The organism is Lysinibacillus sp. FSL K6-1151 (genome assembly GCF_038630755.1).
In the GTDB taxonomy this organism is placed as follows: Bacteria; Bacillota; Bacilli; order Bacillales_A; family Planococcaceae; genus Lysinibacillus; species Lysinibacillus fusiformis_D.
In genome coordinates this window covers 2341976-2368132 of record NZ_CP152040.1, presented here as the reverse complement: position 1 = coordinate 2368132, position 26157 = coordinate 2341976, and the positions used below count along the sequence as shown (strand labels likewise).

At 36.9% G+C, this 26157-nt stretch carries 22 protein-coding genes and 2 riboswitches; of the genes, 10 read left to right on the top strand and 12 right to left on the bottom strand.

Translation table 11 applies throughout. The annotated features are described in order from the left end of the window. Nucleotides 1-163 precede the first annotated feature (163 nt). A riboswitch (cobalamin riboswitch) is annotated at nt 164-357 on the bottom strand. A 171-nt stretch (nt 358-528) separates the two neighbouring features. After that, nucleotides 529-2826, bottom strand: a complete 2298-nt coding sequence (gene metE / locus MHI04_RS11490) for a 5-methyltetrahydropteroyltriglutamate--homocysteine S-methyltransferase (RefSeq protein ID WP_342534832.1) — start codon at nt 2824-2826, stop codon at nt 529-531. Between the two features lie 178 nt (nt 2827-3004). Continuing rightward, a riboswitch (cobalamin riboswitch) is annotated at nt 3005-3184 on the bottom strand. A gap of 555 nt (nt 3185-3739) precedes the next feature. Here metE and MHI04_RS11485 point away from each other — a divergent pair. From MHI04_RS11485 to MHI04_RS11475, 3 genes are all read left to right on the top strand, one after another. Next, nucleotides 3740-5221 carry an Lsa family ABC-F type ribosomal protection protein gene (locus tag MHI04_RS11485; RefSeq protein ID WP_342534831.1) on the top strand — a complete coding sequence of 494 codons (1482 nt, stop codon included), beginning with the start codon at nt 3740-3742 and terminating at the stop codon, nt 5219-5221. A gap of 162 nt (nt 5222-5383) precedes the next feature. Beyond that, nucleotides 5384-6121: a DUF3888 domain-containing protein gene (locus MHI04_RS11480; protein ID WP_036126352.1), complete on the top strand. Its 738-nt coding sequence runs from the start codon at nt 5384-5386 to the stop codon at nt 6119-6121. 229 nt (nt 6122-6350) lie between these two features. Next, nucleotides 6351-6716: a hypothetical protein gene (locus tag MHI04_RS11475; RefSeq protein WP_036126354.1), complete on the top strand. Its 366-nt coding sequence runs from the start codon at nt 6351-6353 to the stop codon at nt 6714-6716. A 219-nt stretch (nt 6717-6935) separates the two neighbouring features. Here MHI04_RS11475 and MHI04_RS11470 read toward each other — a convergent pair whose 3' ends face one another. Continuing rightward, nucleotides 6936-8351 (bottom strand): PLP-dependent aminotransferase family protein, encoded by a 1416-nt coding sequence (locus MHI04_RS11470; protein WP_342534830.1) that lies wholly within the window; start codon nt 8349-8351, stop codon nt 6936-6938. A gap of 168 nt (nt 8352-8519) precedes the next feature. On the opposite strand from MHI04_RS11470, the gene MHI04_RS11465 reads away from it, so the two are divergent. Next, nucleotides 8520-9137 carry an FMN-binding negative transcriptional regulator gene (locus tag MHI04_RS11465; protein WP_101966656.1) on the top strand — a complete coding sequence of 206 codons (618 nt, stop codon included), beginning with the start codon at nt 8520-8522 and terminating at the stop codon, nt 9135-9137. 48 nt (nt 9138-9185) lie between these two features. Here MHI04_RS11465 and MHI04_RS11460 read toward each other — a convergent pair whose 3' ends face one another. Beyond that, on the bottom strand, nt 9186-9704 hold the full coding sequence (locus MHI04_RS11460; protein WP_271913436.1) for a GNAT family N-acetyltransferase: 519 nt from the start codon (nt 9702-9704) through the stop codon (nt 9186-9188). Nucleotides 9705-9828: 124 nt separating this feature from the next. On the opposite strand from MHI04_RS11460, the gene MHI04_RS11455 reads away from it, so the two are divergent. Continuing rightward, nucleotides 9829-10452, top strand: coding sequence for a YitT family protein (locus MHI04_RS11455; RefSeq protein ID WP_342534829.1), 624 nt, complete (start codon nt 9829-9831; stop codon nt 10450-10452). A gap of 61 nt (nt 10453-10513) precedes the next feature. Here the strand turns inward: MHI04_RS11455 and MHI04_RS11450 are convergent, their stop codons facing one another. Continuing rightward, nucleotides 10514-10732, bottom strand: a complete 219-nt coding sequence (locus MHI04_RS11450) for a hypothetical protein (RefSeq protein ID WP_342503786.1) — start codon at nt 10730-10732, stop codon at nt 10514-10516. 5 nt (nt 10733-10737) lie between these two features. Then, a complete protein-coding gene (locus MHI04_RS11445) occupies nt 10738-11061 on the bottom strand; it encodes a DUF4304 domain-containing protein (protein WP_330493315.1) in 324 nt (107 codons plus the stop codon). Nucleotides 11062-11475: 414 nt separating this feature from the next. On the opposite strand from MHI04_RS11445, the gene MHI04_RS11440 reads away from it, so the two are divergent. Then, the gene (locus MHI04_RS11440; protein ID WP_340834337.1) at nt 11476-12390 is read left to right on the top strand and encodes a C40 family peptidase; all 915 of its coding nucleotides are present in this window, start codon (nt 11476-11478) and stop codon (nt 12388-12390) included. A gap of 510 nt (nt 12391-12900) precedes the next feature. On the opposite strand, the gene MHI04_RS11435 is transcribed toward MHI04_RS11440, so the two are convergent. Next, nucleotides 12901-14430: a DHA2 family efflux MFS transporter permease subunit gene (locus MHI04_RS11435; protein ID WP_036126369.1), complete on the bottom strand. Its 1530-nt coding sequence runs from the start codon at nt 14428-14430 to the stop codon at nt 12901-12903. Nucleotides 14431-14990: 560 nt separating this feature from the next. After that, nucleotides 14991-15545 (bottom strand): XRE family transcriptional regulator, encoded by a 555-nt coding sequence (locus MHI04_RS11430; RefSeq protein ID WP_036126370.1) that lies wholly within the window; start codon nt 15543-15545, stop codon nt 14991-14993. Between the two features lie 142 nt (nt 15546-15687). Between MHI04_RS11430 and MHI04_RS11425 the strand changes: the two genes are divergently transcribed. After that, on the top strand, nt 15688-16890 hold the full coding sequence (locus MHI04_RS11425; protein ID WP_342503787.1) for an MFS transporter: 1203 nt from the start codon (nt 15688-15690) through the stop codon (nt 16888-16890). A gap of 418 nt (nt 16891-17308) precedes the next feature. On the opposite strand, the gene MHI04_RS11420 is transcribed toward MHI04_RS11425, so the two are convergent. The 4 genes from MHI04_RS11420 to MHI04_RS11405 form a co-directional block, all read right to left on the bottom strand. Beyond that, complete coding sequence (locus tag MHI04_RS11420) at nt 17309-18649, bottom strand: HAMP domain-containing sensor histidine kinase (RefSeq protein WP_058844410.1); 1341 nt, start codon at nt 18647-18649, stop codon at nt 17309-17311. Beyond that, entirely contained in the window at nt 18646-19284 is a 639-nt protein-coding gene (locus MHI04_RS11415; protein WP_101966654.1) for a response regulator transcription factor, read from the bottom strand. The genes MHI04_RS11420 and MHI04_RS11415 overlap by 4 nt, the downstream gene beginning before the upstream one ends. Before the next feature lie 12 nt (nt 19285-19296). Continuing rightward, a complete protein-coding gene (locus tag MHI04_RS11410) occupies nt 19297-19839 on the bottom strand; it encodes a glycoside hydrolase family 73 protein (RefSeq protein WP_101966653.1) in 543 nt (180 codons plus the stop codon). Nucleotides 19840-20013: 174 nt separating this feature from the next. Next, complete coding sequence (locus MHI04_RS11405) at nt 20014-20898, bottom strand: GNAT family N-acetyltransferase (protein WP_342534828.1); 885 nt, start codon at nt 20896-20898, stop codon at nt 20014-20016. Between the two features lie 463 nt (nt 20899-21361). Between MHI04_RS11405 and MHI04_RS11400 the strand changes: the two genes are divergently transcribed. From MHI04_RS11400 to MHI04_RS11390, 3 genes are read left to right on the top strand one after another with little or no spacing between them, the layout of a single operon-like run. Then, nucleotides 21362-22882, top strand: coding sequence for a spore germination protein (locus MHI04_RS11400; RefSeq protein WP_342534827.1), 1521 nt, complete (start codon nt 21362-21364; stop codon nt 22880-22882). Between the two features lie 16 nt (nt 22883-22898). Then, the gene (locus MHI04_RS11395) at nt 22899-24020 is read left to right on the top strand and encodes a GerAB/ArcD/ProY family transporter (protein ID WP_036126393.1); all 1122 of its coding nucleotides are present in this window, start codon (nt 22899-22901) and stop codon (nt 24018-24020) included. Beyond that, complete coding sequence (locus MHI04_RS11390) at nt 24007-25131, top strand: Ger(x)C family spore germination protein (protein ID WP_036126396.1); 1125 nt, start codon at nt 24007-24009, stop codon at nt 25129-25131. The genes MHI04_RS11395 and MHI04_RS11390 overlap by 14 nt, the downstream gene beginning before the upstream one ends. Before the next feature lies 1 nt (nt 25132). Here MHI04_RS11390 and MHI04_RS11385 read toward each other — a convergent pair whose 3' ends face one another. Continuing rightward, a complete protein-coding gene (locus MHI04_RS11385; protein WP_058844414.1) occupies nt 25133-26086 on the bottom strand; it encodes a nucleoside hydrolase in 954 nt (317 codons plus the stop codon). Nucleotides 26087-26157 lie beyond the last annotated feature (71 nt).

Here is a 26157-nt window from a genome sequence, read left to right as displayed (position 1 = left end):
GCCATTGACTATTTATCTTCTTCAGAAAAAGAAGTCTTCTGTATGTGCTACTACAAAAACATTTGCTGAATCAAACTAAAAAAACCTTATTCTAAAAAAGAATAAGGACAGAAAAACTTACAATGAGTAAGCCTCCATCCATCTCCCTATCTTTCGTAGATCATCAATGAATCTCCTTACAAGCAGGCATTCTGGCTCATGAATCATGATTTTGCTTCACCTTCCCAAGTAATCACTTAGTGGTATTTGAAACAAAACTCCTCATTTACAGCTGCGGGACAGCATGGGATTTACACCCATTTTCCTTTTAATTGAATGAAAGTCTTTTTCACTCAAACTTGTAATGATCGCTATGAAATTCGTTATAAACATAACATGCTCGATTGTTCACGTCAATTTTATTTTCTGAATATAATAAAAATCTTAAAAGAATGAAACAACAAAAGACCAGGTCCATTTTTTTCCTGGTCTTTGTTGTATTTCGGAGAGAAGATGTAGTAGTTGTAGTAGATTTATAAAATGATGTCGTTATCTCGAGATAGATGGTTGTACTTCCTGGCGTAATGTTTTCGTTGCAGCAACCATATTAGCTAAAGCTGCAACAGTTTCAGTTTCTTTTCTTGTTTTTAAACCACAATCTGGGTTCACCCAAAATTGATGGGGATCTAACACCTGTAAACTATCTCTCATAATAGTTAGCATTTCTTCATTGCTTGGCACACGAGGACTATGAATATCATAAACGCCTAAGCCAATGCCCTTTTGATAAGGTTGCCCTTGCAGTGATGTAATGAGCTCCCCGTGACTTCTTGATGTTTCAATGGAAATCACGTCTGCATCAAGTGCACTAATCGGTTCGATGAAATCGTTAAATTCGCAGTAGCACATATGTGTATGGATTTGTGTTTCATCTTTGACACTAGCTGTAGCCAGCTTAAAGGAATTAACAGCCCATTCTAAGTAAGCTCCCCATTCTTCTTTTCGTAGCGGTAAACCTTCTCTTAGAGCTGGCTCATCCACTTGAATAATTGAAATACCTGCGTTTTCGAGTGCCTCAACCTCTTTGCGAAGTGCTAATGCAATTTGATAAGCGACATCTTTACGTGACAGATCGTCTCGTACAAAGGACCAATTTAATATCGTCACTGGTCCTGTCAGCATACCTTTTACAAAGCGCTTTGTTAAGCTTTGAGCATAGGCTGACTCTTTTACAGTTATTGCTGAAGACCACGCTACATCTCCATAAATGATCGGTGGCTTAACACAGCGTGAGCCATAGGAAACGACCCATGCTTTTTTTGTAAAGGCAAAGCCAGTCAGCTTTTCACCAAAGTATTCGACCATGTCTGTACGCTCAAATTCACCGTGAACGAGTACATCGATATCTAGTTCCTCTTGTATCGTAATCCAGCGTTTTGTTTCCTGCTCTATAAATGCTTCGTAGGCTTCATTCGATAATTGTTTTTTACGCCAAGCATTACGATTCCTTTTCACCTCATCGGATTGTGGGAAGCTTCCGATTGTTGTTGTTGGGAATAGCGGTAACGCTAACGCTTGCTGCTGGATTTTTTGACGCTGAGCAAATTCACTATGTCGTTCAAAATCTTGCGTTGTCACAGTTTGAACTGCTTGATGAATCAACTTGTTTTGACGGATTGGATGGTTTTTTAGAGCCTCAATTGCCTTCATACTTTCAGAAAAATTATGCTGTAAGATACCCTCTGTATCTCGTCTACATTTAGTTAGCTCCGTGATTTCTACAATCTTTTCATCTGCGAAGGCTAAAGCATGCTTCAGAACAGGGTCAATCTCATTTTCAAGAGCAGTTGTGATCGGTACATGTTGTAGATTGCTGGATGGTTGAATCCATAGCTCTGCTGCATTACTTAAATGCTCAATTGCCTGAATTGTAGCATTGACCTCCGCTAAGTTGGAACGCCAAATATCACGTCCATTAACAACCCCGACTGCCAATACTTTGTCCTGAGGGAAACCATATTGACGAAGTGACGCCATATTTCCTTTATAGCCATGAACAAAGTCTAGGCCAAATCCTTCTACAGGCAATGTCATCAATGTTTCATAGCTGCATAATGCTTCAAAATAAGTTTGCAGCATGATTTTCGCTTCTGGAACGGCAACGGCTAACTGGTCGTAAATCTCTTGCACAAGCTTGATGTCTGCTGGATCAAGGGTTGTGACAAGTGATGGCTCTTCTAGTTGAATCCAATTTGCACCTGCATCTACTAATTCTTTTAATACTTGTGTATAGAGCGGTATTAGAGCTAATAAGTATTCAACCTGTGTGAATTTGCTATAGCCTTTTGTTAACTTGCAGAATGTATAGGGACCAATCAATGTTGGCTTTGCAATAATACCGTACGTTTCTTTCGCCTCTAAGAAATCGGCCAACACTTTATTTTCTGTTAGTTTCAAGGCCTGTCCCTCGTATTCAGGAACAATATAGTGATAGTTTGTATTAAACCATTTTGTCATCTCACTAGCTACAGCTGTTTTATTCCCTCTTGCTACGCTGTAGTAGGTAGATAAATCTACTTTCCCTCCCTGCCAGTTAAAGCGTTTTGGGATGAGACCAAACATTAATGCTGTATCTAACATTCTATCGTAATACGTAAAATCGCCAACTGTCACCATGTCGATGCCAAGCTGTAGCTGCTTGTCAATTCTAGCTAAACGGATTTTTTTTAAACTATCCTCAAAATCCTCTTCAGAAAGCTCGTTGCGCCAAAATGCTTCTAATGCTTTTTTCCATTCGCGATCTTCCCCGATATACGGGTAACCAATGAGTGTGCTTGTATAGGTCATTTTTATATCTCCTTTTCAGAAAAAAATAAAAAGCCATTTTCCAAGGAGGAGAATGGCTGCTAGTTGAAATTTTTAATGCTAAAACAATACGAAAAAAGTATCTACTTTCGCATAAATCATTTGTTATCGCACAGTGCCGATTTGGTCACTTTTCACCACCTATTTCCACGTAGGTATTTGGTGTGTACTAGAAATTGGCAGGTCTCCTGGCTTCTCATCAACACGCCTCACAGCCTTCCCGGTTTCCCAGTGGCCTTTGTGATTTGCTCCGAATAACAGTTGCGGGACAGCGTCGGATTTGCACCGACTTCCCTTTTAAGCCAAACCTTCATTTGGCACCAATTCTTACACATTATTCAATTATGCTCCTACTATAACATATCTTTCAGAATAGTAGAAATAATTTTTATACGATTATCTAAATTATTTCTATAATTATTGTAGGGATTGGTTTAAGAAGATAAGGCTACATTGTATTCCATAAAAAAATTTGTTACTATAAAAATACAATTATGAGAGGACTGATGAATGGACAATGATGAACTAATCTATATTTTTATTTGAAATGAATCACTTCAAACGACAAAATATAGGATTAGTCTATCCATTTTTAACAATCAGTTTGCGTTTATTTGTCATGATGTCATTGGCAAATAAAGTTTATTCAGTGAGAGACTAATCCTTCCAATATCCAATTGGGGGGATTTTTTCTTGCTCTCATAGTTTATTCTGTATCTTTCATCTACCTAATAAAGGAGAGAAAAAAATGAGCGATTCTGAACCTATTGTGACGCATGTGATGCTCCGTATAAGTCGTTAGCATCCATCAACTTATACGGAGAAATTTAGCATAGATGGATGTACCGACTTTGTATAAAAGAAAAATGATTTGCTATACAAAGGAGGAATTATCATGTCAATGATACAAGTACAAGACTTAACGTTTTCTTACCCAAGCAGCTTTGATTATATTTTTGAGGGTGTCAACTTTCAGATTGATACAGATTGGAAACTTGGATTTATCGGTAGGAATGGTCGTGGGAAGACAACATTTTTTAATTTGCTATTAGGGAATTATGAGTATAGTGGGAACATCATTTCTTCAGTAGAATTTACTTATTTCCCCTATCCTGTTTCAGACCCAAATAAATATACGTACGAAATTTTTGAAGAAATTTGCCCTCTGGCAGAAGATTGGGAATATATTCGTGAAATAGCCTATCTAGATGTCGATGCTGAGGTCATGTATCGCCCTTTTCAAACATTATCTAATGGAGAGCAAACAAAGGTGTTGCTTGCAGCGCTCTTTTTAACAGAGGGACAGTTTCTATTAATTGATGAGCCAACCAATCATCTCGATACAGATGCACGAAAGACGGTCTCTGATTATCTACGCAAGAAAAAAGGATTTATTTTAATTTCGCATGACAGAGCCTTTTTAGATGGCTGTGTTGATCATATTTTATCGATCAATAGAGCCAATATTGATGTTCAAAGTGGTAACTACTCAACTTGGAAGTTAAATTTTGATCGACAGCAGGAACATGAAGAAGCAACTAATCAACGTCTGCAAAAAGATATCGACCGTTTAACGCAGTCTTCCAAGCGTTCGGTAGGTTGGTCTAATCAAGTGGAGGCTTCCAAAAATGGAACTACGAATTCGGGTTCTAAGCTAGATAAAGGCTTTGTTGGACATAAAGCAGCCAAGATGATGAAGCGAGCAAAGAACTTGGAATCTAGGCAGCAAAAAGCGATTGATGAAAAATCAAAACTGCTAAAAAATGTTGAAAAAACGGAATCTTTAAAAGTACAACCATTAGCATTTCCATCAAAAGACATGGTTGTTGTAACGGATGTATCAATTCAGTATGACGACAACTTTGTGAATCAGCCTATTAGCTTCAAAGTGGCGCAAGGTGATCGCATTGTTCTCGATGGCAAAAATGGAAGCGGAAAAAGTAGTATCCTACAGCTGCTTCTTGGCAAGCCTATACAGCATACAGGCTCTATACATTTAGCTGCTGGCCTTATTATCTCCTATGTTCAACAGGATACTGCTCATTTGAAGGGAGCATTATCGGATTTTATTGAAGAGCATGCTATAGATGAGACGTTATTTAAATCTATTCTGCGGAAGATGGACTTTGACCGAATTCAATTTGATAAAGACATCTCACATTATTCAGGTGGGCAAAAGAAAAAGCTGTTGATTGCCAAAAGTTTGTGTGAAAAAGCACATCTCTATATTTGGGATGAACCCTTAAATTTTATTGATATTTATTCGCGCATGCAGATTGAAGAGCTTATTCAAAGTTTTAATCCTACAATGATTTTTGTGGAGCATGATCAAGCCTTTCAACAAACCGTGGCAACGAAAACAATATCTTTGTCATAAAGGAAACATTTAGAGAAGAGTCCATTTTCAAAATGGATTCTTCTTTTTAATGAAACCAAGTGACACCTTTATTATTTTTATCTTTAACTATAAAACGTTTAATAATTTTCTGTGATCGACGCACACTATAAAGGAATATTTTATAGAAAGGCTAGCAATCCCATGAAAAAAATCGCTACTTTAATGACTATAGTCACTATTTTGATTATGCCCAGTAAGATTTATGCACAAAGCGAACAAGCTGATGAGAAACTCATCACTGATACATTGATAACAATCCTTAATCCATTTATAGAAAAGGAAATTGACCATTACTACGGCTATCCTAAGCAGTATGGCTTGTATGATGCGAACATTTTGAACGTTATTAGGGAAAGTCAGTTTAGCTTTAGGGTTAACGTTCAAGTTACTACTTTTGAACATGCCCATTCCCCACCATATAGCAAGGAAATCATTACGTTTGAAATCAGTCCAACTGATGTGAACACCCTTCACTATAAACATGAGGCAGATAATGTAGAAAAAGCAATAGATGCATTCTATCGCACAACACTTTTAGACATACAGCAGAGCTTTAATTTGAATTTAGCCTCGTTCATTTCCTATCGATACAATCAATTGCAATACAAGGCTGAAATAAATAATGAAATGAAGCCTCTTGCTACGATTGCAGATGAAATAGCAAACAATATTTTATTTCCTGAGCGAAAGATACCCTATAAAAATGTAGTTGACCCTGTCACCTTTATCAAAGACAATACAGGCTATATGCTCTTTAAAAGGGCAGATGGGACCAATGTAAGCTATCAGCTGCAAAAGAAAGACGGCACATGGACCGTAATAAATAAAGCAAGTAAGCCAGGTAAGAAAATGCAGCATCAATTACCCTGGTATATATAAAGAAGAATGGGAAATTTAATTTTTCCGATTCTTCTTCTTTTGTTAAATAATTTTATAATTAACATTTTTTCTATCATCCCATTTGTGGGAACTCCTTAATGCTAAATCTTTATTATCTTTATCGTTTGCATGAGTCCATTCCACATTATTGAAGGAAAATATTAAGCATTAAAATTTTTCTGAGAAAGTGTTATGATCAGAAAGGATTTATGATTGATGGAGGATTTAAATGAAGGTTGATTTTGAAGAATTATTACATGGTGTTTTTTCATCTTTGCATGCGATAGAAGGCGTAAAGTCTGTCGATTGCATTCTTGAAGTTTTAAAAGATCGAATTGTTTTTCCAGAGATTACTATTTTGATACTGAATGCTAGGTTTGAATTGGTCTATTTGTTTAATGAACAGAAAGTAGTGTTTAAAACGTTAAGAGAAGCTTCGATTGATTCAAATTATATAGAAGAAATCAATTTAATTAATCAGCATTGTAGTTCCATTGAAGGTATTCTAAATGATTTTATTAACACAGATACACTTAAGAATTATTCTTTAAGCCTTCTTTCCTTAAAGTATAAAGAGAAAATTCCGAATAGTTAATATTGTGACAAAGATAGCGTTATGAAAAATGGAATTTGGTAAGAGTTTCTTCTACCAAACTCCATTTTTTAACTCGCCAAGTCTTACCATTTCTGTTGAAATAAGATGGTTTGTGCAATGCCAATAAAATATGCTGATTCCGCAATAATATGATTTAACACAACTTTTACTGTTACATGCATAAGTACTGATCTATAGAAATAGAGCTTTCAAAGAGAGTTACAACATGCTGGGGCTATCAAACCATGCATTTTTTAATAGCTTAATCCCCTTGTCAATCTCTTCTACCTCTAAATTTGCAAATCCAAGCAAAACTTTTGCATGCTGTATGACGGAAGGATTGGCGTAAAAAATAGAGGTTGGGTATACTTTTACACCTGCCCGTTTTGCTGTTTCAATTAGTTCTTCTTCAGACATTTTATTATTTGCTTCGAGTAGAATATGTAAGCCACTACTAGCCCCATGTATTTTCACATTATCCCCTAATATTTGATGAATGGACTTTAATAAAGCCTCATATCTTCTTTTATAGCCATTTCGTGTTTTATTCAAATGTCTCTCCCAATGCCCACTTTCCATAAATAACTGTAAGGTATGCTGATGAAGTCTCGATACAGTTTGAACATAGTAGTTGTTGTTATTAAATAAAAGGGTTAATTCCCTTGGTAAAACCATATAGCTTAGCTTGATGGAAGGAATCAATGATTTTGAAAAAGTGCCCATATAGATGACGCGGTCATTCGAATCTAATCCTTGTAGAGCAGGTATAGGTTTACCTGCATATCGAAACTCCCCATCATAATCATCCTCAATAATATAAGCATTTTCATCCTTGGCCCATTCTAATAATGCTAGTCTTCTTGAAATCGGCATGACCGTTCCGATGGGGAATTGATGGGAAGGGGTGACATAAACAGCCTTGACCCTACTATTTCTTAACTGGCTGATATGAATGCCATGTTCGTCGAGAGGGATAGGTTTCACCTTTATACCATGATCCTTAAACAAGTAACGAACGCGATAATACCCTGGATCTTCCATAGCAAAAAGCTCATTTCTTCCAATTAAATGACATACGATGCCCATTAGAAATTGCAAACCTGCACCAATGACAATTTGGTCTCCTTGGCATTGTACCCCTCTTGCTTCATAAAGATAGCTTGCAATGTAATTCCTTAATTCAAGCTCCCCTTGCGGATCTCCATATAAAAGCAGATGAGCCTGCTCTTCATTCAGGCTTTGCAGTGTTAATGTACGCCATATTTTATAGGGGAAATCTTTTAAATTGATATCTCCATAATTAAAGTTGTACTTAATTGAAGGTAGTTGTTGTTCTTGCGGAGTTGCTAACTGCGGCTCAAAATGATTAGAACTTGTTTGAAAATAGCCCCTTTCGAGTTCTACAACATAAAGCCCCTCTCGTTCTTTACTAATTACGTAGCCCTCTGCAAGGAGCTGCTGGTAAGCTGCATCAACCGTGTTGCGACTAATCTGTAAATGTTTAGCTAAGCTGCGCTGAGACGGCAATTTGGTTTGAGCTAAAATATTTCCATTTTGAATTTCAGCTTTTATATAGCTATATAACTGAAGATAAAGTGGTTCTTCATTATGCAAGTTAGGTGTCATTTCGAGCATGGCTTATTGGCTCCTTTGAAAATAGCTTTACTGGCACTTTTAAGAGGTACCAGTGATTGATTATAATAAAATCTACATTGTAGAGGGGAAAATGTAAAGACGTGTAATCACAATAGTTTGTTTATTCAAAAAGCTCACAATGATTTGATGAGATAAGGAGAGGTTTGCATGTATGTTCCAAAGTACTACAAAATAACAGATTTTGAAGAAATCAAAGATTTTATTCAAAACAATGCCTTTGCGACAATTGTTTCAATTAGAAAAGGTAAACCAATAGCAGCCCATATCCCTGTACTGCTGAATAAAATTCAGGATGACTATTACCTGACAGGTCATTTAGCTTATGGAAATCCTTTATGGAAGACCTTTGAGGACGTGAATGACCTTCTCGTCATATTTAATGGGCCTCATGCCTATATTTCTTCCTCTTGGTATGAGCATGAAAATGTGCCAACTTGGAATTATCAAGCTGTCCATATATACGGAAAAGCAAGCCTTATGAACGGAAAAGAGTTAGAGCAAGATTTGACTAGCTTACTAGAAAAATATGAGAAATTCCGTGAAAACTCTGTTTTGTGGGATAAACTATCGCCTGAGCTTTTACAGCAAGAAATAAAAGGGATTAAAGGATTTAAAATAAAGATAGACGAAGTGCAGGCTGCCTATAAATTAAGCCAAAATCGTAATGCTAATGATTATGCCAATATTATTAGCGAGCTTTATAAAGAACAACAACCTCAAGCTGATGCATTGGCAGATGCCATGAAGAAAAATAGAAATGACTAATAAAAATGGCAGAAATGTTGTTTTATCAACGTTTCTGCCATTATCACTTTATTCGAGCGTTTTGGTCATGATGAGATCCATTTGTTCTTCATCCCCCATATAAAAAGAATGAGCACCTGTTTGAACAAAGCCAAGTTTCTTATAAAAACCGATAGCATGGTCATTTTTCTCCCAAACGCCTAGCCAAATGCTTATTTTGTTGTGTGCAATAGCTACTTCCATTGCTTTATTGATGAGGTATTTACCGAGCCCTTTGCCTTGAAATTTATGTCGAATATAAATTCTCTCCACCTCGAGTGACTCATCCCCCATTTGTTCGGATTGTGCCTCATTGACATTTACTTTTAAATAGCCAGCTACTTCTTCATCATCATAGATAAAATAGAAGGCTGAATCGACATTGGTCAATTCCTGCTCTAGCTGATGATCATGAAATGCACGCTCTAAATAAGCTTTCATATTATCAGGCGAGTTTTGGTCTTTAAACGTGTCATTGAATGTTTCGATGCTTATTTCTTGAAGCTTTTTTAAGTTTGCTAGACTACATTCCTCTAATTTAACGGTCATTGCTTCCACTCCCTTATCGTGAACTCTTTCTAGATTTTATATTGCAAATGCAACAAAAAGAGTATATAGTCAATTTAACGTAATTTTATTGTATTTGCAATAAAAATGAAAAGAGGGCTTTCGTTTGAAATATATCTTTTATGTAGTAGGCATTTTCATTTTAACGCTAGGTATTTCTCTAACAATTCATTCCAACCTTGGGACTTCCCCTTTTGATGCGGTTTTAGTCGGATTGTCTAATCATGTAGGTCTAACTGTAGGAAGCTGGGAAATCATTTTGGCTATCCTATTAGTCGGTAGTAATTCCATATTAGCTAGACAAAAGCCTGAAATAGTAGGGCTGATCACAGCATTTATCACAGGTATAGGAATTGATATGTGGTTACTGCTATTAAATGATTTAGCAATACTATGGTATAATCAGGTGGTTTATTTTGGCATAGGGCTAGTTGTGACAGGATTAGGAACGGCAACCTATTTACATACAAATTTTGCGCCAATTCCTGTAGACCGACTAACCTTAATTATAAAAGAGCTAACAAACAAATCGATTTTTTTCTCAAGAACGGTTATTTACCTCTTTTTCTTGGTGTTGGCGATGTTGTGTAAAGGACCAATCGGTGTCGGTACATTATTAACGGTTTGCTTAGGTGGCTTTATCCTGCATTTCTTTATGCCCATTACTGGAAGAATACTAGATACTATACTGAATACGACTGTAAATGATCAAAATGGGAAACTGAAATAAAAAACCGGCTATTCGATGAAGAAGGAATTCTAGTTTTATGATAGCTACTCTTCATCAAGTTTCACACCAAATTGATTGAAGATAGCCTTATATTTTTTTCGAAAATGGCCCATCGCTGTTCAGTTCCATGCTTTTTCTGCCATTCATGATAATAACGCTTAGCTGCTGTTACATCATTTAAATGTAGAAATGGGCCAGACGTGTAATAGTTTATAATGGATCTGGCATTAGTCATCGATTCAAAGAAATGATGAGCCTCTTTCATCCCACGAAGTAGCATTTTTCTTAGACCATCCATATTCGTAGTAGGATGGATGGAAAATCGAGATTAAATGTACCTTCGACAATTGATTCAATTCTTGCTCGGAAGTGACATTCTGCTTCTTTTGATGCTGTCAGAATCTCTTTCGATTGAACGTGTGCCAACTCGGTTGCGTAAATACCGCAATTCATATAAAACATGACATTATTAGCGAATTTTTGGAAATTGAACATATAGATAAGATTGTCGGTTGTTTTATAGAAATTCAAACTTTTCTTGTTGTAGCCAAGCATCGAAAGAAATGGCTTGATGTTCTGTTTTATTAACTTATTAAAAATCTGCTGCAATAGAATCCCTCCTATCAGGTTATTAAGTAATGAGGTTCACAGATTAATTTCATTTCCTGTTAAAATGATGTCCCTCTCTTTGAATGGAATTTTCACCTCTTGATTATCGACTAATTCTTCCCAAATCATTTGTCATAATTCTATGTTTTTATATTTTGTTCAATGGTTTTTGGTTTTTTAATATAGATGAAATATATAAAATAGCACTTATATCCCTACACATCCAATAATTTCATATATTTTTTGGTAAAATTATCCGTGATTATTGCAGAAGTTTTACACAGTTAAAATTAAGGTTTCAATTTAGCTGTTTAGGGGTAATCGGTAATATTATTGAAAAATAACGCTTGTCTCTTTCATGCTATTCTTACTTTAGTTCAAAAGCGAAAGTTTTTTGAAAGGAGTAAGATTTAATTGAAGAAAAAATGGTTACTACCCATTTTCGCCTCATTTATGTTCTTCACAGGCATAGGTGTTCATGAAGCGAAAGCGGCAACAATAGCAGATATAACAAATACAGCAAAAGCATATATAGGTGTACCTTATCAATACGGGGGCACAAATATTAAGACAGGTGTGGATTGCTCTGCATTTACACAAATTGTTTTTTCAAAGCTAGGGATTTCACTAGAACGTACATCCAAAGCTCAATATCAGCAAGGTACTTCGATTGCTAAAGATCAATTGAAGACTGGTGACCTAGTATTTTTTAATACTTCGGGAAGTGGTATCTCCCATGTCGGCATATACATAGGTGACAGCAGTTTTATTTCAGCTACTACAAGTTCTGGTGTTAAAATTGATAACATCAATGACCCTTATTACTGGGGATCTCGTTACGTAGGGGCAAAACGCGTGGCGAACTTCACTGAAAATGAGTTTGGAGAAGTAAAAGATGCTGAAATCGACTTTAGCGTTTATGCTTCACGTGGAGAAGTAGCTCTTAAACTGGCTAAGCAATTACAATTAGATACTAGTAGCACCAATTCAAGTTTTCCTGATGTAAAACCATCGTCTAAATATGCGGGTGCTGCTGAGGCACTTAAAAAAATCGGCGTTTTTACGGGGGATGAAAATGGCAAATTCAATCCAGGTTCTCCTATGACACGCGGTCAATTATCGAAAGTTTTAGTGGAAGCATTTCATTTAAAACAACAAGGAGCGGCAGAACAATTTGTCGATGTTCCAAGTGCGCATTGGGCAAACAATTATGTATCCATCCTCGCTTCCAATAAAGTTACAGTTGGTAAAGGTGACAATGTATTTGGGGTGAATGACAATGTTACACTCGTACAATTAGATGCTTTTATCCAACGATTAGCTCAATAACTAACTTCAAAGAGGTGTTTCATCTATGGATGAGACGCCTTTTTGTTCTGTAGCTCCCCCACCTCCAAAGCCCGCACTAATTATACTCACTTCAAAATTATATAAATAGATTAAGATAAACGCTATATTAGCCGAACGTACCGAGCTAAATCGAGCCACTTTTTATTTGCATTTTATAGATATGAATGATCTATTAAAACAAGTAGTGTACGATATTTCTAACGATTTGTTGGTAAAAATAACGCTGACTTTGCAGATTGACACCCTTGCTTCAAAAGAAAAGTTTATATGATGTTACCAGACTTGATCATGAGAGAGAGAGTTTGAAGAAATAACGTTATCAATGGATATTCTTGCTTCTTCTGTACTAGGAGTTGCTCAAAGATGGGATTCATTTTAGCTCTGAATAGATAGCCAGCCAAATTATTGAGTTGTATCGATAATTTTTTTATAAATCCTCTTTATCCAAATAAAAATGGGCGTTGCTTAAGCTTAGCAACGCCCGTTTATTTATTCTTCCACTATTTTTTCATTAACTTCCCCACTAGCATGATTTTCATGACTAGGTTTAACTCGCTTAATAAAGAAGGCAAGGACGAGTGCAATCGCTGCAATCAATGTTGACAGGAAGAATGTATAAGTTATACCATGTAGCATGGCTTCGTTCATCAATTGTTGCTTTAATTCCGCAGCAGACTGTGACGTTGTTTGAGTTGCATTAGCACTCATATTGTTCATCGCACTTGCAGCTAATTCCTCTGCTTTGACAGTTGTTTTATTGTTCATAATCGTAATCAATACTGCTGAACCTATTGCGCCTGAAACTTGTTGTAATGTGTTGTTCATCGCTGTTCCATGTGGATTATTATGCGCTGGTAGCTGATTCAAACCATTTGTCATTACTGGCATCATTACCATGGACATCCCAAACATACGTAATGTATACAGCACCACTAGTGTAGAATAAGCCGTATCCATACTAATTTTGCTAAAGTAATACGTCGTCACAATGGTGATAATCAAGCCAAATACGGCCAAGCTTCTTGCCCCATATTTATCAAAAAGCTTCCCTGTAATAGGTGACATGATCCCCATCACAATCGCACCAGGTAGCATGAGTAGACCTGAATCCATTGGTGAAATACCACGGATTGTTTGAACGTAAATCGGCATTAAAATCATAGCTGAAAACATTGCCACCGAAATGACAATGGAGATGGCTGATGATAAGGCAAACATTGGATATTTGAAAATACGAAACTCAAGCATTGGTTCCTCCAGTCGTAGCTGACGAAGGATAAAGGTAATTAAAGCGAGCGTTCCAATAATGATCGTTCCGTATACAAGGGCATTATCCCATCCTTTTTCTCCAGCAGAACTAAAGCCATAAAGCAAGCCACCAAATCCAATACTTGATAAAATAAGTGAAATTACATCGAGCTTAATAGGACGTTGTGGCGTCACATTCTTTAATTTAAAGGCTGCGAAAATTAATGTTAGAATGGCAATTGGTAGTACAAGATCAAATAACATTCTCCAACTGTAATGCTCAATTAGCCACCCCGAAAGAGTCGGTCCAATAGCTGGAGCTGTAATCATTACGAGACCGAACATCCCCATTGCAGCGCCTCGTTTTTCGACCGGAAATGCAGTCAGCATAACATTCATTAATAGAGGCATCATAATCGCTGATCCTGCAGCTTGAATCATTCGCGCCCCTAGTAACACACCAAATGCAGGTGCAATACTAGCTAAAAATGTACCCAATGTGAACAAGGCCATCGCGGTAATAAATAATTTTTTATCCGTAAAGCGTTGAATGAAGAACGCGCTGGCGGGAATTAAAATACCGTTAATTAACATATAACCTGTTGAAAGCCACTGTACTGCCGTTGCATTCACATCGAATTCAATCATAATGGCTGGAAGCGCAATGTTTAGTAAGGTTTCATTTAATATAGCAACAAAGGCCCCAATAAATAAAATGGCAATCATGCCGTATGGCGTTTTTGTCTCAACTGAAATGGTTTTCTCTGACATATAGTATCAGTCCTACTTTCTTTATCTTTTTCAATTTCATTCACATGTTTAGGAAGCCTTTCGATTACCTTTAAGTCCTTAAAAGATTTGAACTGCTTCGTTCATTTTTCCCCCAATCTGCTGTTTTGCCCCTGTTGACTTCATCAAAACCACCCCTCAAAAAAAAAGACTATTAAAAGTGTTGACGAAAGAATAGAATGTATTATATAATTAAAATAGGGATAGTGCGCTGTATAATAAATATACAACGTCTATCTATATAAATTTATCATAAGACATGCTTTATTTCAATGTGTTTACATAAATTATTTTCACAAAAAAGTCGATTCCTAAACTATAGGAATGCGACTTTTTTTCATTATATTTTTATTAAGCCTTCCCCGTTCATTCGTAAATGGTTGTGGCGATACTGATAAGGGGTTGCTTTAGAACAGGTATAACTGAGAAAATTAATGATACTTATTGTGTATTTGTATAACCTCTTTATTAAAAGGGGGTTCTTTCTATTTTTTACATCAACCTTTTTAGAGTCAGGTTTCTGCCTAGCTTTTGTGGGATAATTAGGGCGTTGTATACGTTAACGACAGCATTAAATGTACTTTTTCATTTGAGCGATTGATGTAAGTGTGAAGTTCTTCACCTTTAAATTTAATGACATCCCATTGGTTTAACTGATGGCATTTTTCTCCGACCTTCAGCTCTAATTGTCCATTTAACACAAGTACAATTTCTTCAGACCCTGCTAAGTGACATTCACTGTACTTACTATTTGGCTCGATACAGCCTCTATACCACTCTGATCCATGTGTTTTAAATAATGGTTCGACAAACCAGTCGTTATTATGCCCTGCAAATTGATACTCCGAGCCGAATCGATGGACTTCTGTATGTTCTTCAAATGTTAATAAAGAAACGAGTGGAATATTGAGTCCTCTACATATTTTCCACAGGATATTGACGGTTGGATTTGTTTCCCCTCTTTCAATTTTCCCTAATGTCAATTTACTAACATTGCTGACATTCGCTAGCTCCTCTAAACTCATCCTTTTGTTTTTTCGAATTTCTCTTAGATTAACCCCGACTTGACCAGATAAGTCAATATTTTCCTCATTCATTATGCGCACCCCTTTCATTGACTTTGTATATTAAGTATATTATAGTATACAAGTCGATAAATTATAGTTTATTTTTAAAATAAAAAGTTAATTATAGTATATCAAATAATCATCTATATTGACAAAAAGAGGTGTGCTTTCAATGATAGCAAAATCAAAAAATCTATATATTATTTGGAGCGTTTTTTCTTTATTCATACTCTCTATGAATCTACGAGCTTCCATTACATCCATCTCACCCGTGCTGAAAAATATCCAGGCCGATTTACAGATGTCGAGTGTTGTCGTCAGTTTACTAACGGCTTTACCCGTTTTTTGTATGGGGCTTTTTGCACCACTGGCTGGAAAGTTAAGTGCACGGTGGGGCATTGAGCTGACGATTGCGTTATCGATTTTATTAATTGGCGTATCAACTGCATTACGTTTAGTAGCGACTTTCCCTTTTCTTTTATTATTGACAGCTGTCTTTAGCGGAATAGGCATTGCCATTACAGGTCCACTAATTTCTGGTTATATTAAAAAGCATTTTCCTAAATCCTCATCCTCGATGATTGGTGTTTATTCAGCTGGCATGGGGATTGGTGCATCTTTAAGTGCTGGCTTAGTTGTGCCTGTTATGCATGCTTTTCACCAATCTTGGAACATCGCTTTAGCGATCTGGTCTTTGTTTGCACTAGTAGGAATCATCGTTTGGATTCCTATTATAAAAAAATCACATCAATCACAAAACATAGCAGAGCAAGCTGTCAGTCAAAAAAGCCGACTACCTTGGGGAAATCGTTATGTTTGGCTTTTGATGGTGATGTTTGGTTTACAATCAGGTGTTTATTATTCCTTGGCAACATGGCTTGCGCCAAAAGTACAGGACATGGGTTATAGTGATGCATATGCCGCAACAACGGTTACTATTTTTTCTGTTATGCAAATGATTTGTAGCTTTATTATTCCAATTATCATTAATAATAGTGTGAAGAGAAAACCTTGGATGCTACTATGTGCTTTCAGCTCCTTTATCGGCATCCTATTATTAATAATTGGCGGGACTTCTCCAATTCTCTGTGCCGCATTAACGGGGATAGGTGCTGGTGGTTTATTCCCATTAGCAATGATTCTGCCTTTAGATGCAACGACTACACCAAAAGCTGCAAGCGAATGGACAGCCATGATTCAATTTGGTGGCTATATTATTAGTGGAATTATTCCGATGCTTGTTGGGGTCATAAAAGATGTCACTAATACATTTGACGTTGCCCTTTTCGCCCTATTAGTGGTAATGTTTGTTCTCATGCTGCTAACGTTAAAAGTGAGAACAAAAACCGATTCAACTATTCGTATACTTTCCTAATAGACAAAAGGGGGGTCACTTCATGTGACCTCCCCTTTTTCATGTTGAAAGATGATGCTAATCCCCTAAGAGTGACGCTGGCTTTACTCCAATCTTAAGTGGCTTTTTGTCTTTCTTACTAGTAAGTAGTAATGAATAAAATAGCACATCATTAGGAGAAGAATACGTTCTTATTTTCAATGTGAAGAAGTATTAGTCACAACAGCCATCGATAAAATGAGGGATGAACACCTTCATTTTTGCTAAAAGATATCACTTTTATTGATTTGTTGAGTTTCAATCAGCATAGATAATGGCTGCCCCACTTTACTCTGTTGCAAATACCTCTACATGTAAAGAAAATCCTCGTGGAAAACATTGTCTAGCTCCTCTATTGGAGGAAATAGTCCCCATCTACATCATTGTAAAGAGTAAGGCACTATCCCCTCTGCCAAAAATTAATTGTAAAGGTGATTTTCCCATCGGCTAATGTGGATTTAGTCGTGTAGCCTAATTGTTCAGCAAGACTTTTCACTGTGGCGAGACCGAGACCAGTTCCTGAAATATGCTTGTTTCGAGAGCTTTCCCCTACATAAAATGGCTGCCATATTTTAGAGATATCTGGCAGTGTAGTATCATTCGTAATTTCTAGCCTACCATGTGAATCGAAGCAGATGAATATGTCACGACCAGAGGTATATTTGACAGCATTACTGATCAAATTCTCTACAATAAAATGGACTTTCTCTTGCTCGGTGTTTAGCATGAATTCGGTTAGTTCTGATTGAAGAAAAATTTGTTTATCTCCCTGCAGCGGCTGATAGCTATGAATGATTTGTTGCAGTAGCTGAATAACATCAAAGCTGGATACTTTCGAATCGTTTTCTTCAGTTCTAGCGAAATAAAGCATATCTGTGATGATTTTTTCCATTCGATCTATTTGCTGATGAATAACGGTTAAATAGGTTCCATCATCCATCCCATCTTCCATTCCACTTGCATATACGTTGATTAAGGCAAGAGGCGTCTTTAGCTCATGTGTTAAGCCTACCATAAATTGCTTCAAATCCAGATTGCGTTGCGTTAATTGCTGTTGGGCTGATTCCAGTGTTTGACTCATTTTATTAATGCTTTTGGCTAATTCTTCGATTTCATCACCTGTTTGAATGTTTGCCTGCTGAAAATTTAGTGCGCCAATTTCCTGTGCCACTTGTTGTAGCTCATTTAATGGATTGGTCAGCTTGCGAGATAAGAGGGCTGTCACCATGATAATTACTAAAATACTGGCAATTAAAAAGACGAAATTAAAGCGATTGATAAAAGAAGCAATATCCGTAAAATGAGCCATAGAGGCCCCAATCATTATAAGCTGATTTCCCTCTTTGGCATAATGTACAAGAAAGCTCGATTTTTGTTTTCCTTGATCATACAGTTTGCCTACTATTTTTTCTCCAGCTATGTCTTGTAGCACTTCTTCTGAAACCCAAAATTTATTAAGAGCGATCTGTTCTCTCGCCAGCTGTAGTCTTAAATTTTCGTTCAGATTATCGATAGAGCCTTCAAGAGGCACAGTGATGATTGTGACATCAAATTGTCGTTCCACTAGGCTAGGTTCATCCTTGGTCTGATACGTTTCATAAGCGTCTGCTACTTTTTTATTTAACTGATAGAGATAATATTTAGGCAGAAAAAATTGGCTGACGACAAGCGAAATCGTAAACGTGACAATCACAACGAATGTGATATAAATGGTTAATTTAGTGCCGATTTTTTGCTTCATTCGCTTGTACTATAGCCAACACCTCTATGTGTTTGGATAATGTCCTCTCCTATTTTTTCTCGTAATCGTCGAATATGTGTATCGACGGTACGAGGATCTCCGACATATTCCAGTCCCCACACTAAATCTAAGAGCTGATCTCTCGTTAAGATTTGTCTGCGATTCTGGCTAAAAACGCGTAACAGCTCGAATTCTGTTTTGGTTAACTCAATTTCTGTCCCTGCTCGCCAAACGCGCTTGCTGGCGATATCGAAGGATACTTCCTTTAGTTGCTGGACAGACTCTATGTGCAGCAATTTTTTCACCCTCATAATGAGTACTTTTGGATAAAATGGTTTATGGACATAATCATCAGCTCCATCTGCTAGCGCTTGAAATTCATCCTCACCAGTGTCCCTTGCTGTAAGCATTAAAACCTTGATTTTTTGTGTTTTTTTCATCTCACGACAAACCGTAATGCCATCTATTTTAGGCATCATCCAATCTAAAATCGCTAAATCAATTTTTTGTTGATAGAATATCGCAAGTGCTTCCTCCCCGTTTATAGCAGTAAAGACAGTGAATCCCTCCCTTTGAAAATAGCTTTGTAAAATCTTTAACATATCTAATTCATCATCAGCAATGAGTATATTCATTTTATAGAACTCCTATTGATCATATTTTCCTAAATGATATTGTTCGATAATCGCAATTAATTTTTCAGGATATAAAGGGTCTGTCGAGTAATTGCTTTTTTTTAAGGCATAGGCTGCCTCTTGATAATTGGTTGCCTTCAGCACCTCATCATATTGATGGGCATTCCAGCTCGTTCCATTTAATAATAGCTGACGATGGTCCTTTAATGCACTTTTCCAATCAGGATAGGCTCGAAATTCAGCTTCGGTTGTATAGCTTTTATTGTTTTGATATTCCATTGTCGGCATTTTGATGGACTTCCCTTGATACCGTCCCTTTATCCCAAACAAATTATTGGCATTGACAGCCAATTCACTCCGTCCAAAATTGGATTCTAAAATAGCCTGCGCGATTGTTATACTAGGCAATATCTCTCCGTTTTGTTGATGTAATGCAACAGCGATTGGCGCAATGTCGTCGACAAATTTCATTTCATCGTTATTGTCCTGCCCACATAGTTTGGCTACGTACAAGCTTATCATTACTGCAAATAAGATGATGATTATTTTTTTCATAGTGTTTAACCTCAATTCCATTCATGTGATGCTTGTATCGTAAAACAACAATGTTACAGCCATTTGACAAAATATCATAAATGGCTAAAAAAAGCCCGCACCTTTGAAGGTACGAGCTAGTATTCATGTTATTTTTGCTTTGATGAATTTTTGTTAAAAGCACTCATGTCCAGACTAACAATGGGATGTTAAAGGGAACATAAAGTTACCTTGTAGGAGTGGCTTTTTCGATAGGATGAATAGGGCGTCGTCATCATTTGGTGTGATGGTTGCTGTCATGTCGTCCATCGCAAAGTTAGGTGTGAAATAAAATACCACCTTTTTCGTTGTTTGTTTTACAATGCTTGCTAACACAGCCTCCACATTGATTGCCTGCTGGGAGATGATATCGTAAATATTTAATATCCCGTCCTCTTCCTCCATTAACACAATGGTTGCTAAATCTTCTAAATAGTAAATGGCATGTTGGAATACTAGGGTGAAATAAAACATTAATAAACTCTCGTTTTGTTCAACATCTACAATATTTGAAAGGATATGACGATTTTTCGCATAGTTTTCAAGGAGTGTTAGATCCTGTTCAATTGTCAACTGTCGGACGATGGCATCCTCCCTCAGTGGAATAGGCTTTTCCGTGAGGTCTAAGCTAAATTCGCTTTCATGAATTCGTGTAAAGCCAAACTTTGGATAAAAATCTAGTACCGTATCATTGGCAAAAAGATACATAAAATCACAGGCATCTTCGTATTCCTTGAGAATATGCTGCATTAACTGCTTAGCCAAACCTTGATGGCGATACTTTTCATCGGTCATCACCGTACCAATTTGAATCCCTTTTAATTGTTGACCATTTATTAGTACAGACATTTTATGAATAGAGGCATTGGCAATCACTTTTCCTCCCTGAACAAAAGAATACGGAATATATCGATCATTCCAATAGCCTTTGTTGTACCAGCCTCTAAAATCTAAGCCGAATGTTTCGATGGCTAAATCATTAAAGCTGGCCTTCAATTTTTCATCATGACGATAATTACTCACTAACTCATATTTTATCACGTCTATTCCCTCCGATTTTATGTTTTATTAGCTCATTATTGTGGGAATACTCACCTCCTAAAAACAGAAAAAAGACCTTATGAGAACAAACTCATAAAGTCCTTTGTTATATACAGAAAATAATGCTAGCCACTTAAGTAACTACCAATGATCTCTGTTTACATGGATCAGACAGGATTATGCTGCTCTTCGTTATCGCAAGAGGGCCATACTAAATAAACCCTATAATTCACAAAAAATTATAGAATAGCCCCTTTATTAAATTCATTGGAATTTAATTTGCGATAATTAGTTTTAGCATAAACGGCTGATCTCCCTTCTGTTTTTAAGAATACTATTATACTACCACTTTTTGTTAAGTACTGTCTACTTGATGATGAAAATGAAGGAAATAAGTATAGAATACCCCTTTCAAGACAATTCTATAAAAGAAGTTAGCAATGAAGGGAGCCTACAATTCATCATGAAATTTAAACTACCTTTCAATAAACAACAGCCACCTTCCATCAAAGAGGCACCTAAAGAAAATCTTGTGAGGGTTGCACATACAACAGAACATTTTATTCAATCAATCAAAAATGCAACAAATGATCCAGCTGATTTAATTATTAAATCACTTCCTCCAAACTTGACCCTTATTTATATCGATAACTTAATTGATGATCAAACTTTGAATAATGATATTATCGCCTGTTTACAGAACAAGCCACATGAAACACCAGAGGACATTGTGATGGCCCTTTCTATTGCTGAAGTTAGTCAAGCCAGTCTATTAAAGGAAACCGTAGCGTCAATGGTCAATGGATCTGTTGTGATTCATGTAGACGGTAGCTCACAAGTGATTTTAGCCAATATTGCTAGCCGAGAATCTAGAGCTTTGTCAGCTCCTGAAAATGAGTCACAAGTAATTGGTACACAGGTTGGTTTCAATGAGAGTCTTTCAACGAATATTTCCTTAATTCGTCGCTACATAGTAAGTCCGAATCTTTGCAATGAAAAAATAAAAGTTGGCACGCGCACCAATACGTCTGTTTCACTCCTATATATGCATGGGATTGCTAATGATCAAATGGTCCAGACGTTACGCCAGCGAATTACAGACCTTACGATCGATGAATTGCTCGATAGTGCGGTTCTAGCAGAAATGATTGATGATAATTCATTATCAGTCTTCCCACAGATGCTGCTGACGGAAAGACCTGACAGATTTTGTGATGCGGTTTTAGATGGCAAGGTAGGCGTTCTTGTAGATGGTAGCTCAATGGCCATCATTGGCCCCCAAGCCTTTACTGAATTTTTCCAAAGTCAAGAAGATCAAAATTTAAGATGGCAAATTGCTACTTTTCTCCGTTTATTGCGACTTACTGCCTTTTTTTTGTCCGTTTATTTAACACCTTTTTACGTGGCAGCTTTGACCTTTCATTACGAGGTGATTCCGCAAGCCTTCCTCGTACCATTAAGTGAATCGAGGGCTTTGGTTCCGTTCCCACCGATATTTGAAGCTTTGCTGCTGGAAATTATCATTGAATTACTGAGAGAAGCTGGAGCCAGATTGCCAACTAAAATTGGACAAACGATTGGTATCGTTGGCGGTATCGTTATCGGGACAGCAGCTGTACAGGCAGGTATAACAAGTAATATTTTACTGATTATTATTGCACTAAGTGCTTTAGCATCATTTACCTCACCGAGTTATATGATGGGCAATGTGGTTCGTCTTATTCGCTTCCCTATTATTATACTTGCAGGATTTTGGGGTTTTTACGGCATCATGCTGGCTTTTTGTTTTATTCTTATCCATCTGTTACGCCAGACAAGCTTGGGAGCACCATATATGTCTCCTTTCTACCCACCAAGATTGAAGGAAATGCGGGATAGTATTATCAGAATGCCTATTCCCTTAACAGCAAAAAGACCTGCTTTAACAAGACCGAAGGATGATTATAAATTCGAGCCTGAGCCTGTAAAACCGGAAAAAAGTTGAACTGAAGGTGAGATAAATGGCAAAACCTATACAACTTAGCCCTAAAGATATGATCAATGCTTATTTGCTTTTTTTTGTGGTACACGGTGCACAAATTGGGGTTGGTATACAGGGATTTCAACGCATTATCTATCAGGATGCAAGACAAGATGCATGGATTTCAGTTCTACTGGCTGGTATTGCTACACATATCGTCACATTTTGTATGATTAAAACTTTAGAGATCTATGGCTCCAATGATTTATATGGAATTCAAATCGATATTTTTGGCAAATGGATTGGCAATTTTTTAAATGTTATGTATGTCATCTATTGTTCTGTAGCATTCTTTTCCGTTTTGCGAAACTATATAGAAGTTATACAAGCATGGATTTTCCCAAGTATTGGGACATGGTTTCTATCTGCTACGTTATTAATCATTATTATTTATGCCTTTACGGGTGGGCTTCGAGTAATTGTTGGGGTGTCTTTTTTTAGTATCATCCTATCGTTATGGATTATGCCGATGTTAGCCTTCCCTTTGAAGTATTCCTCAGCAGAAAGTCTCTTTCCTATTTTAGAAAACGACTTTCGCTCGATTTTAAAGGGTGCCCATTCGATGACTTTTACCATCATTGGCTTTGAAATTTTGAACGTGATTTATCCCTTTGTGAAAGACAAGGAAAATGTTAGAAAACCTGTCCATTTAGGGTTATTGGCTTCAACGGTCATCTATTTAGCCGTCATGCTGGTGTCTATCACCTACTACAGTGAAGGCAAACTACTGAAAACAATTTGGGCAACTTTGACATTGTTTAGCTTTATTAGCTTCCCTTTCATGGAACGCTTTGAATTTGTAGCCGTTTGTTTTTGGATGTTGATTATTTTACCTAATCTTTGTCTGTATTTATGGGCGGCCTATCGGGGAGCAATTCGATTAGTCAATATAAGTGGAACGACTTTTGTCTGGATACTTTCGTTCTTTGTTTTCATTGGAACATTACTTATTCAAACACGCACACAGATCAATACAATCAACACGGTGTTTGGACAAGTGGCATTTTTTGTGATCTTTGTCTACCCTCTTGTGCTATGGCCAATCGCCCTACTGAAGAAGAACCTCACATCAAAGAAGGTGAAAAAGAATGAACAAGCTTAAAGGAAAATGGTTGGTTCTTCTATCGATTGTTTTTTTATATGGATGTGCCCAAACGAATATTTTGGATAAAGTAGGATTAACCACTTTAGTCGGCTACGATATAGGAAAAGAAGAAAAAATTGCAACGACAGCCGTCATACGTGAAGTAAATCCTGAATTCCAAAGCAATGTGGAAGTTCTAACAACAGAAAACGATACAAGTAAAGGGAATCGAATGGAAGCCAATCGCAAGCTTTCGAAAAAAATCATGGTTGGTCAAATGAGGGTAATTTTGTTCGGTGAAGAACTTGCGAAAGATGATCTTCGTTATTATCTTGATACAAATCTAGAAAATGCAAGTGTCAGCAATGGAATCTTTATGGCAGTTGTGGAAGGCGAAGCAGCACCATTACTGAAATACGAATACAAAAATATCGAGGACATAGGGCAGCATATTTTTAGGCTCATCGAACAAAACGTCAAGCAGGAATATATGATTTCGTCCACGCTTCATCAAATTGCCCACGATTATTACTCAATTGGCAAAGATTTAGCTATGCCCATATTAAAAAGAGATGATGAGCTAGTGGAGTTAAGTGGTGTCGCTCTTTTTAAAGGAAGTAAAATGGTCAGCACCCTACCAGTTAAAGATAGCTTTTACGTAAAAATCGTTCGAGACACATTCAAAGTGGGACTATATGAAACTATACTGGACAACGAAGATGTTCCATCCAAGATCCTTCAAAAAAAAGCCAACAAAATCACAGTAGCCTTTGATGCGATTCATTCGAAAAGAGAAATACAATTAATCGATGCGGATAAACCAACATTTGACCTAAACATCAAAATCAAGTCAAGAGTATTAGAAGTGTACCCAGATATTAACCAAGGTGACCCAAAAAGTGTATCGGCACTAGAAAAAGCGATTGAGAAAAAATTGTCGAAGGAAGTATCAAGAGTGATTGCCCATAGTCAGGAAGTCGAATCCGATATTTTTGGTTTCGGTGAAAAATACCGAAGCTCTGTGAGACATTCTGAACTCACTAAAGAAAAATGGCATAAGATGTATAAAGATATGAAAGTAAATGTCCATGTTGATTTTGTGATTTTACGGAACGGTGTTTTTGAATAAGCTACTGCAATGGTTGCCCTGTCATGATCGTCAAAAAGTGGTGGAAAAATTTCTCGTATTGGATATCAAAGGCAATACGATGTTTTTTCTCGCCATTGTTTATACTTTCATAAGGCCGTGTTTCAGCAATGCTTTGCCCTCTTGCAGGGCCTTCTAATTTATCGACAACAGTTACGGGATAGGACTCATATATAAACATGTCAGGCTCCATTATAGCCATCAGCGTTAACGCATCATGCACAGGGCTCCCTAAAAGTGAGGGGTCCCGTTCTTGATAAAAGCGAGTATAGTATTCCATTAATGGCTTGAGGATTTTTGTTTGTCCAAATGAATCAATATAGTCTACCATACCTGGCGTGACAATCGCCTTTTGTGTAGCATTCAAGGGAATGATTGTGACATTCTTTGCATAGGTAAGCACGATATTAACTGCAAACGGATCACCATGAAAATTTGCCTCTGCCACTGTTGTGACATTGCCAGGAACCCAAAACGCTCCACCCATAATATAAAATTCCTTGACATGTTTCATAAGCTCTTTGTAGAGGATAAACATCGTTGCGAGCGAGGTCAATCGCCCAATATTAACAATTGTTAGTTCATCATTTTTATATCTTTCTATAATATTGACGATTTCAAAAAAGTTTTCAATTTTTAATTCATGATCATCATTTGGAATAATGGGTCCTAATCCCCGTTCGCCGTGTATTTCTGGATAGTAAGTCGGCTGTTCACCAGTTAAAGGTACTTCTGCCCCTAAAATAACGGGAATCCCTTGAGGGAAGTTAAACAATCTCATGACATAATAAATATTGGATACCGCATCTTCTCGCGATACATTGCCGTAGTCTGCCACTAACCCAACAATTTCTATTTCCTGATTGAGCCTGGCATAAATTAATGCTACGGTATCATCAATGCCAATATCCCCAAATAACAGCACTTTTTTTACCAAAGAATATCCTCCCTTTTCCTGCCAATCTGGCTATTCCTATAGTACGATGAAAAGCTCAAAGACGATACAGA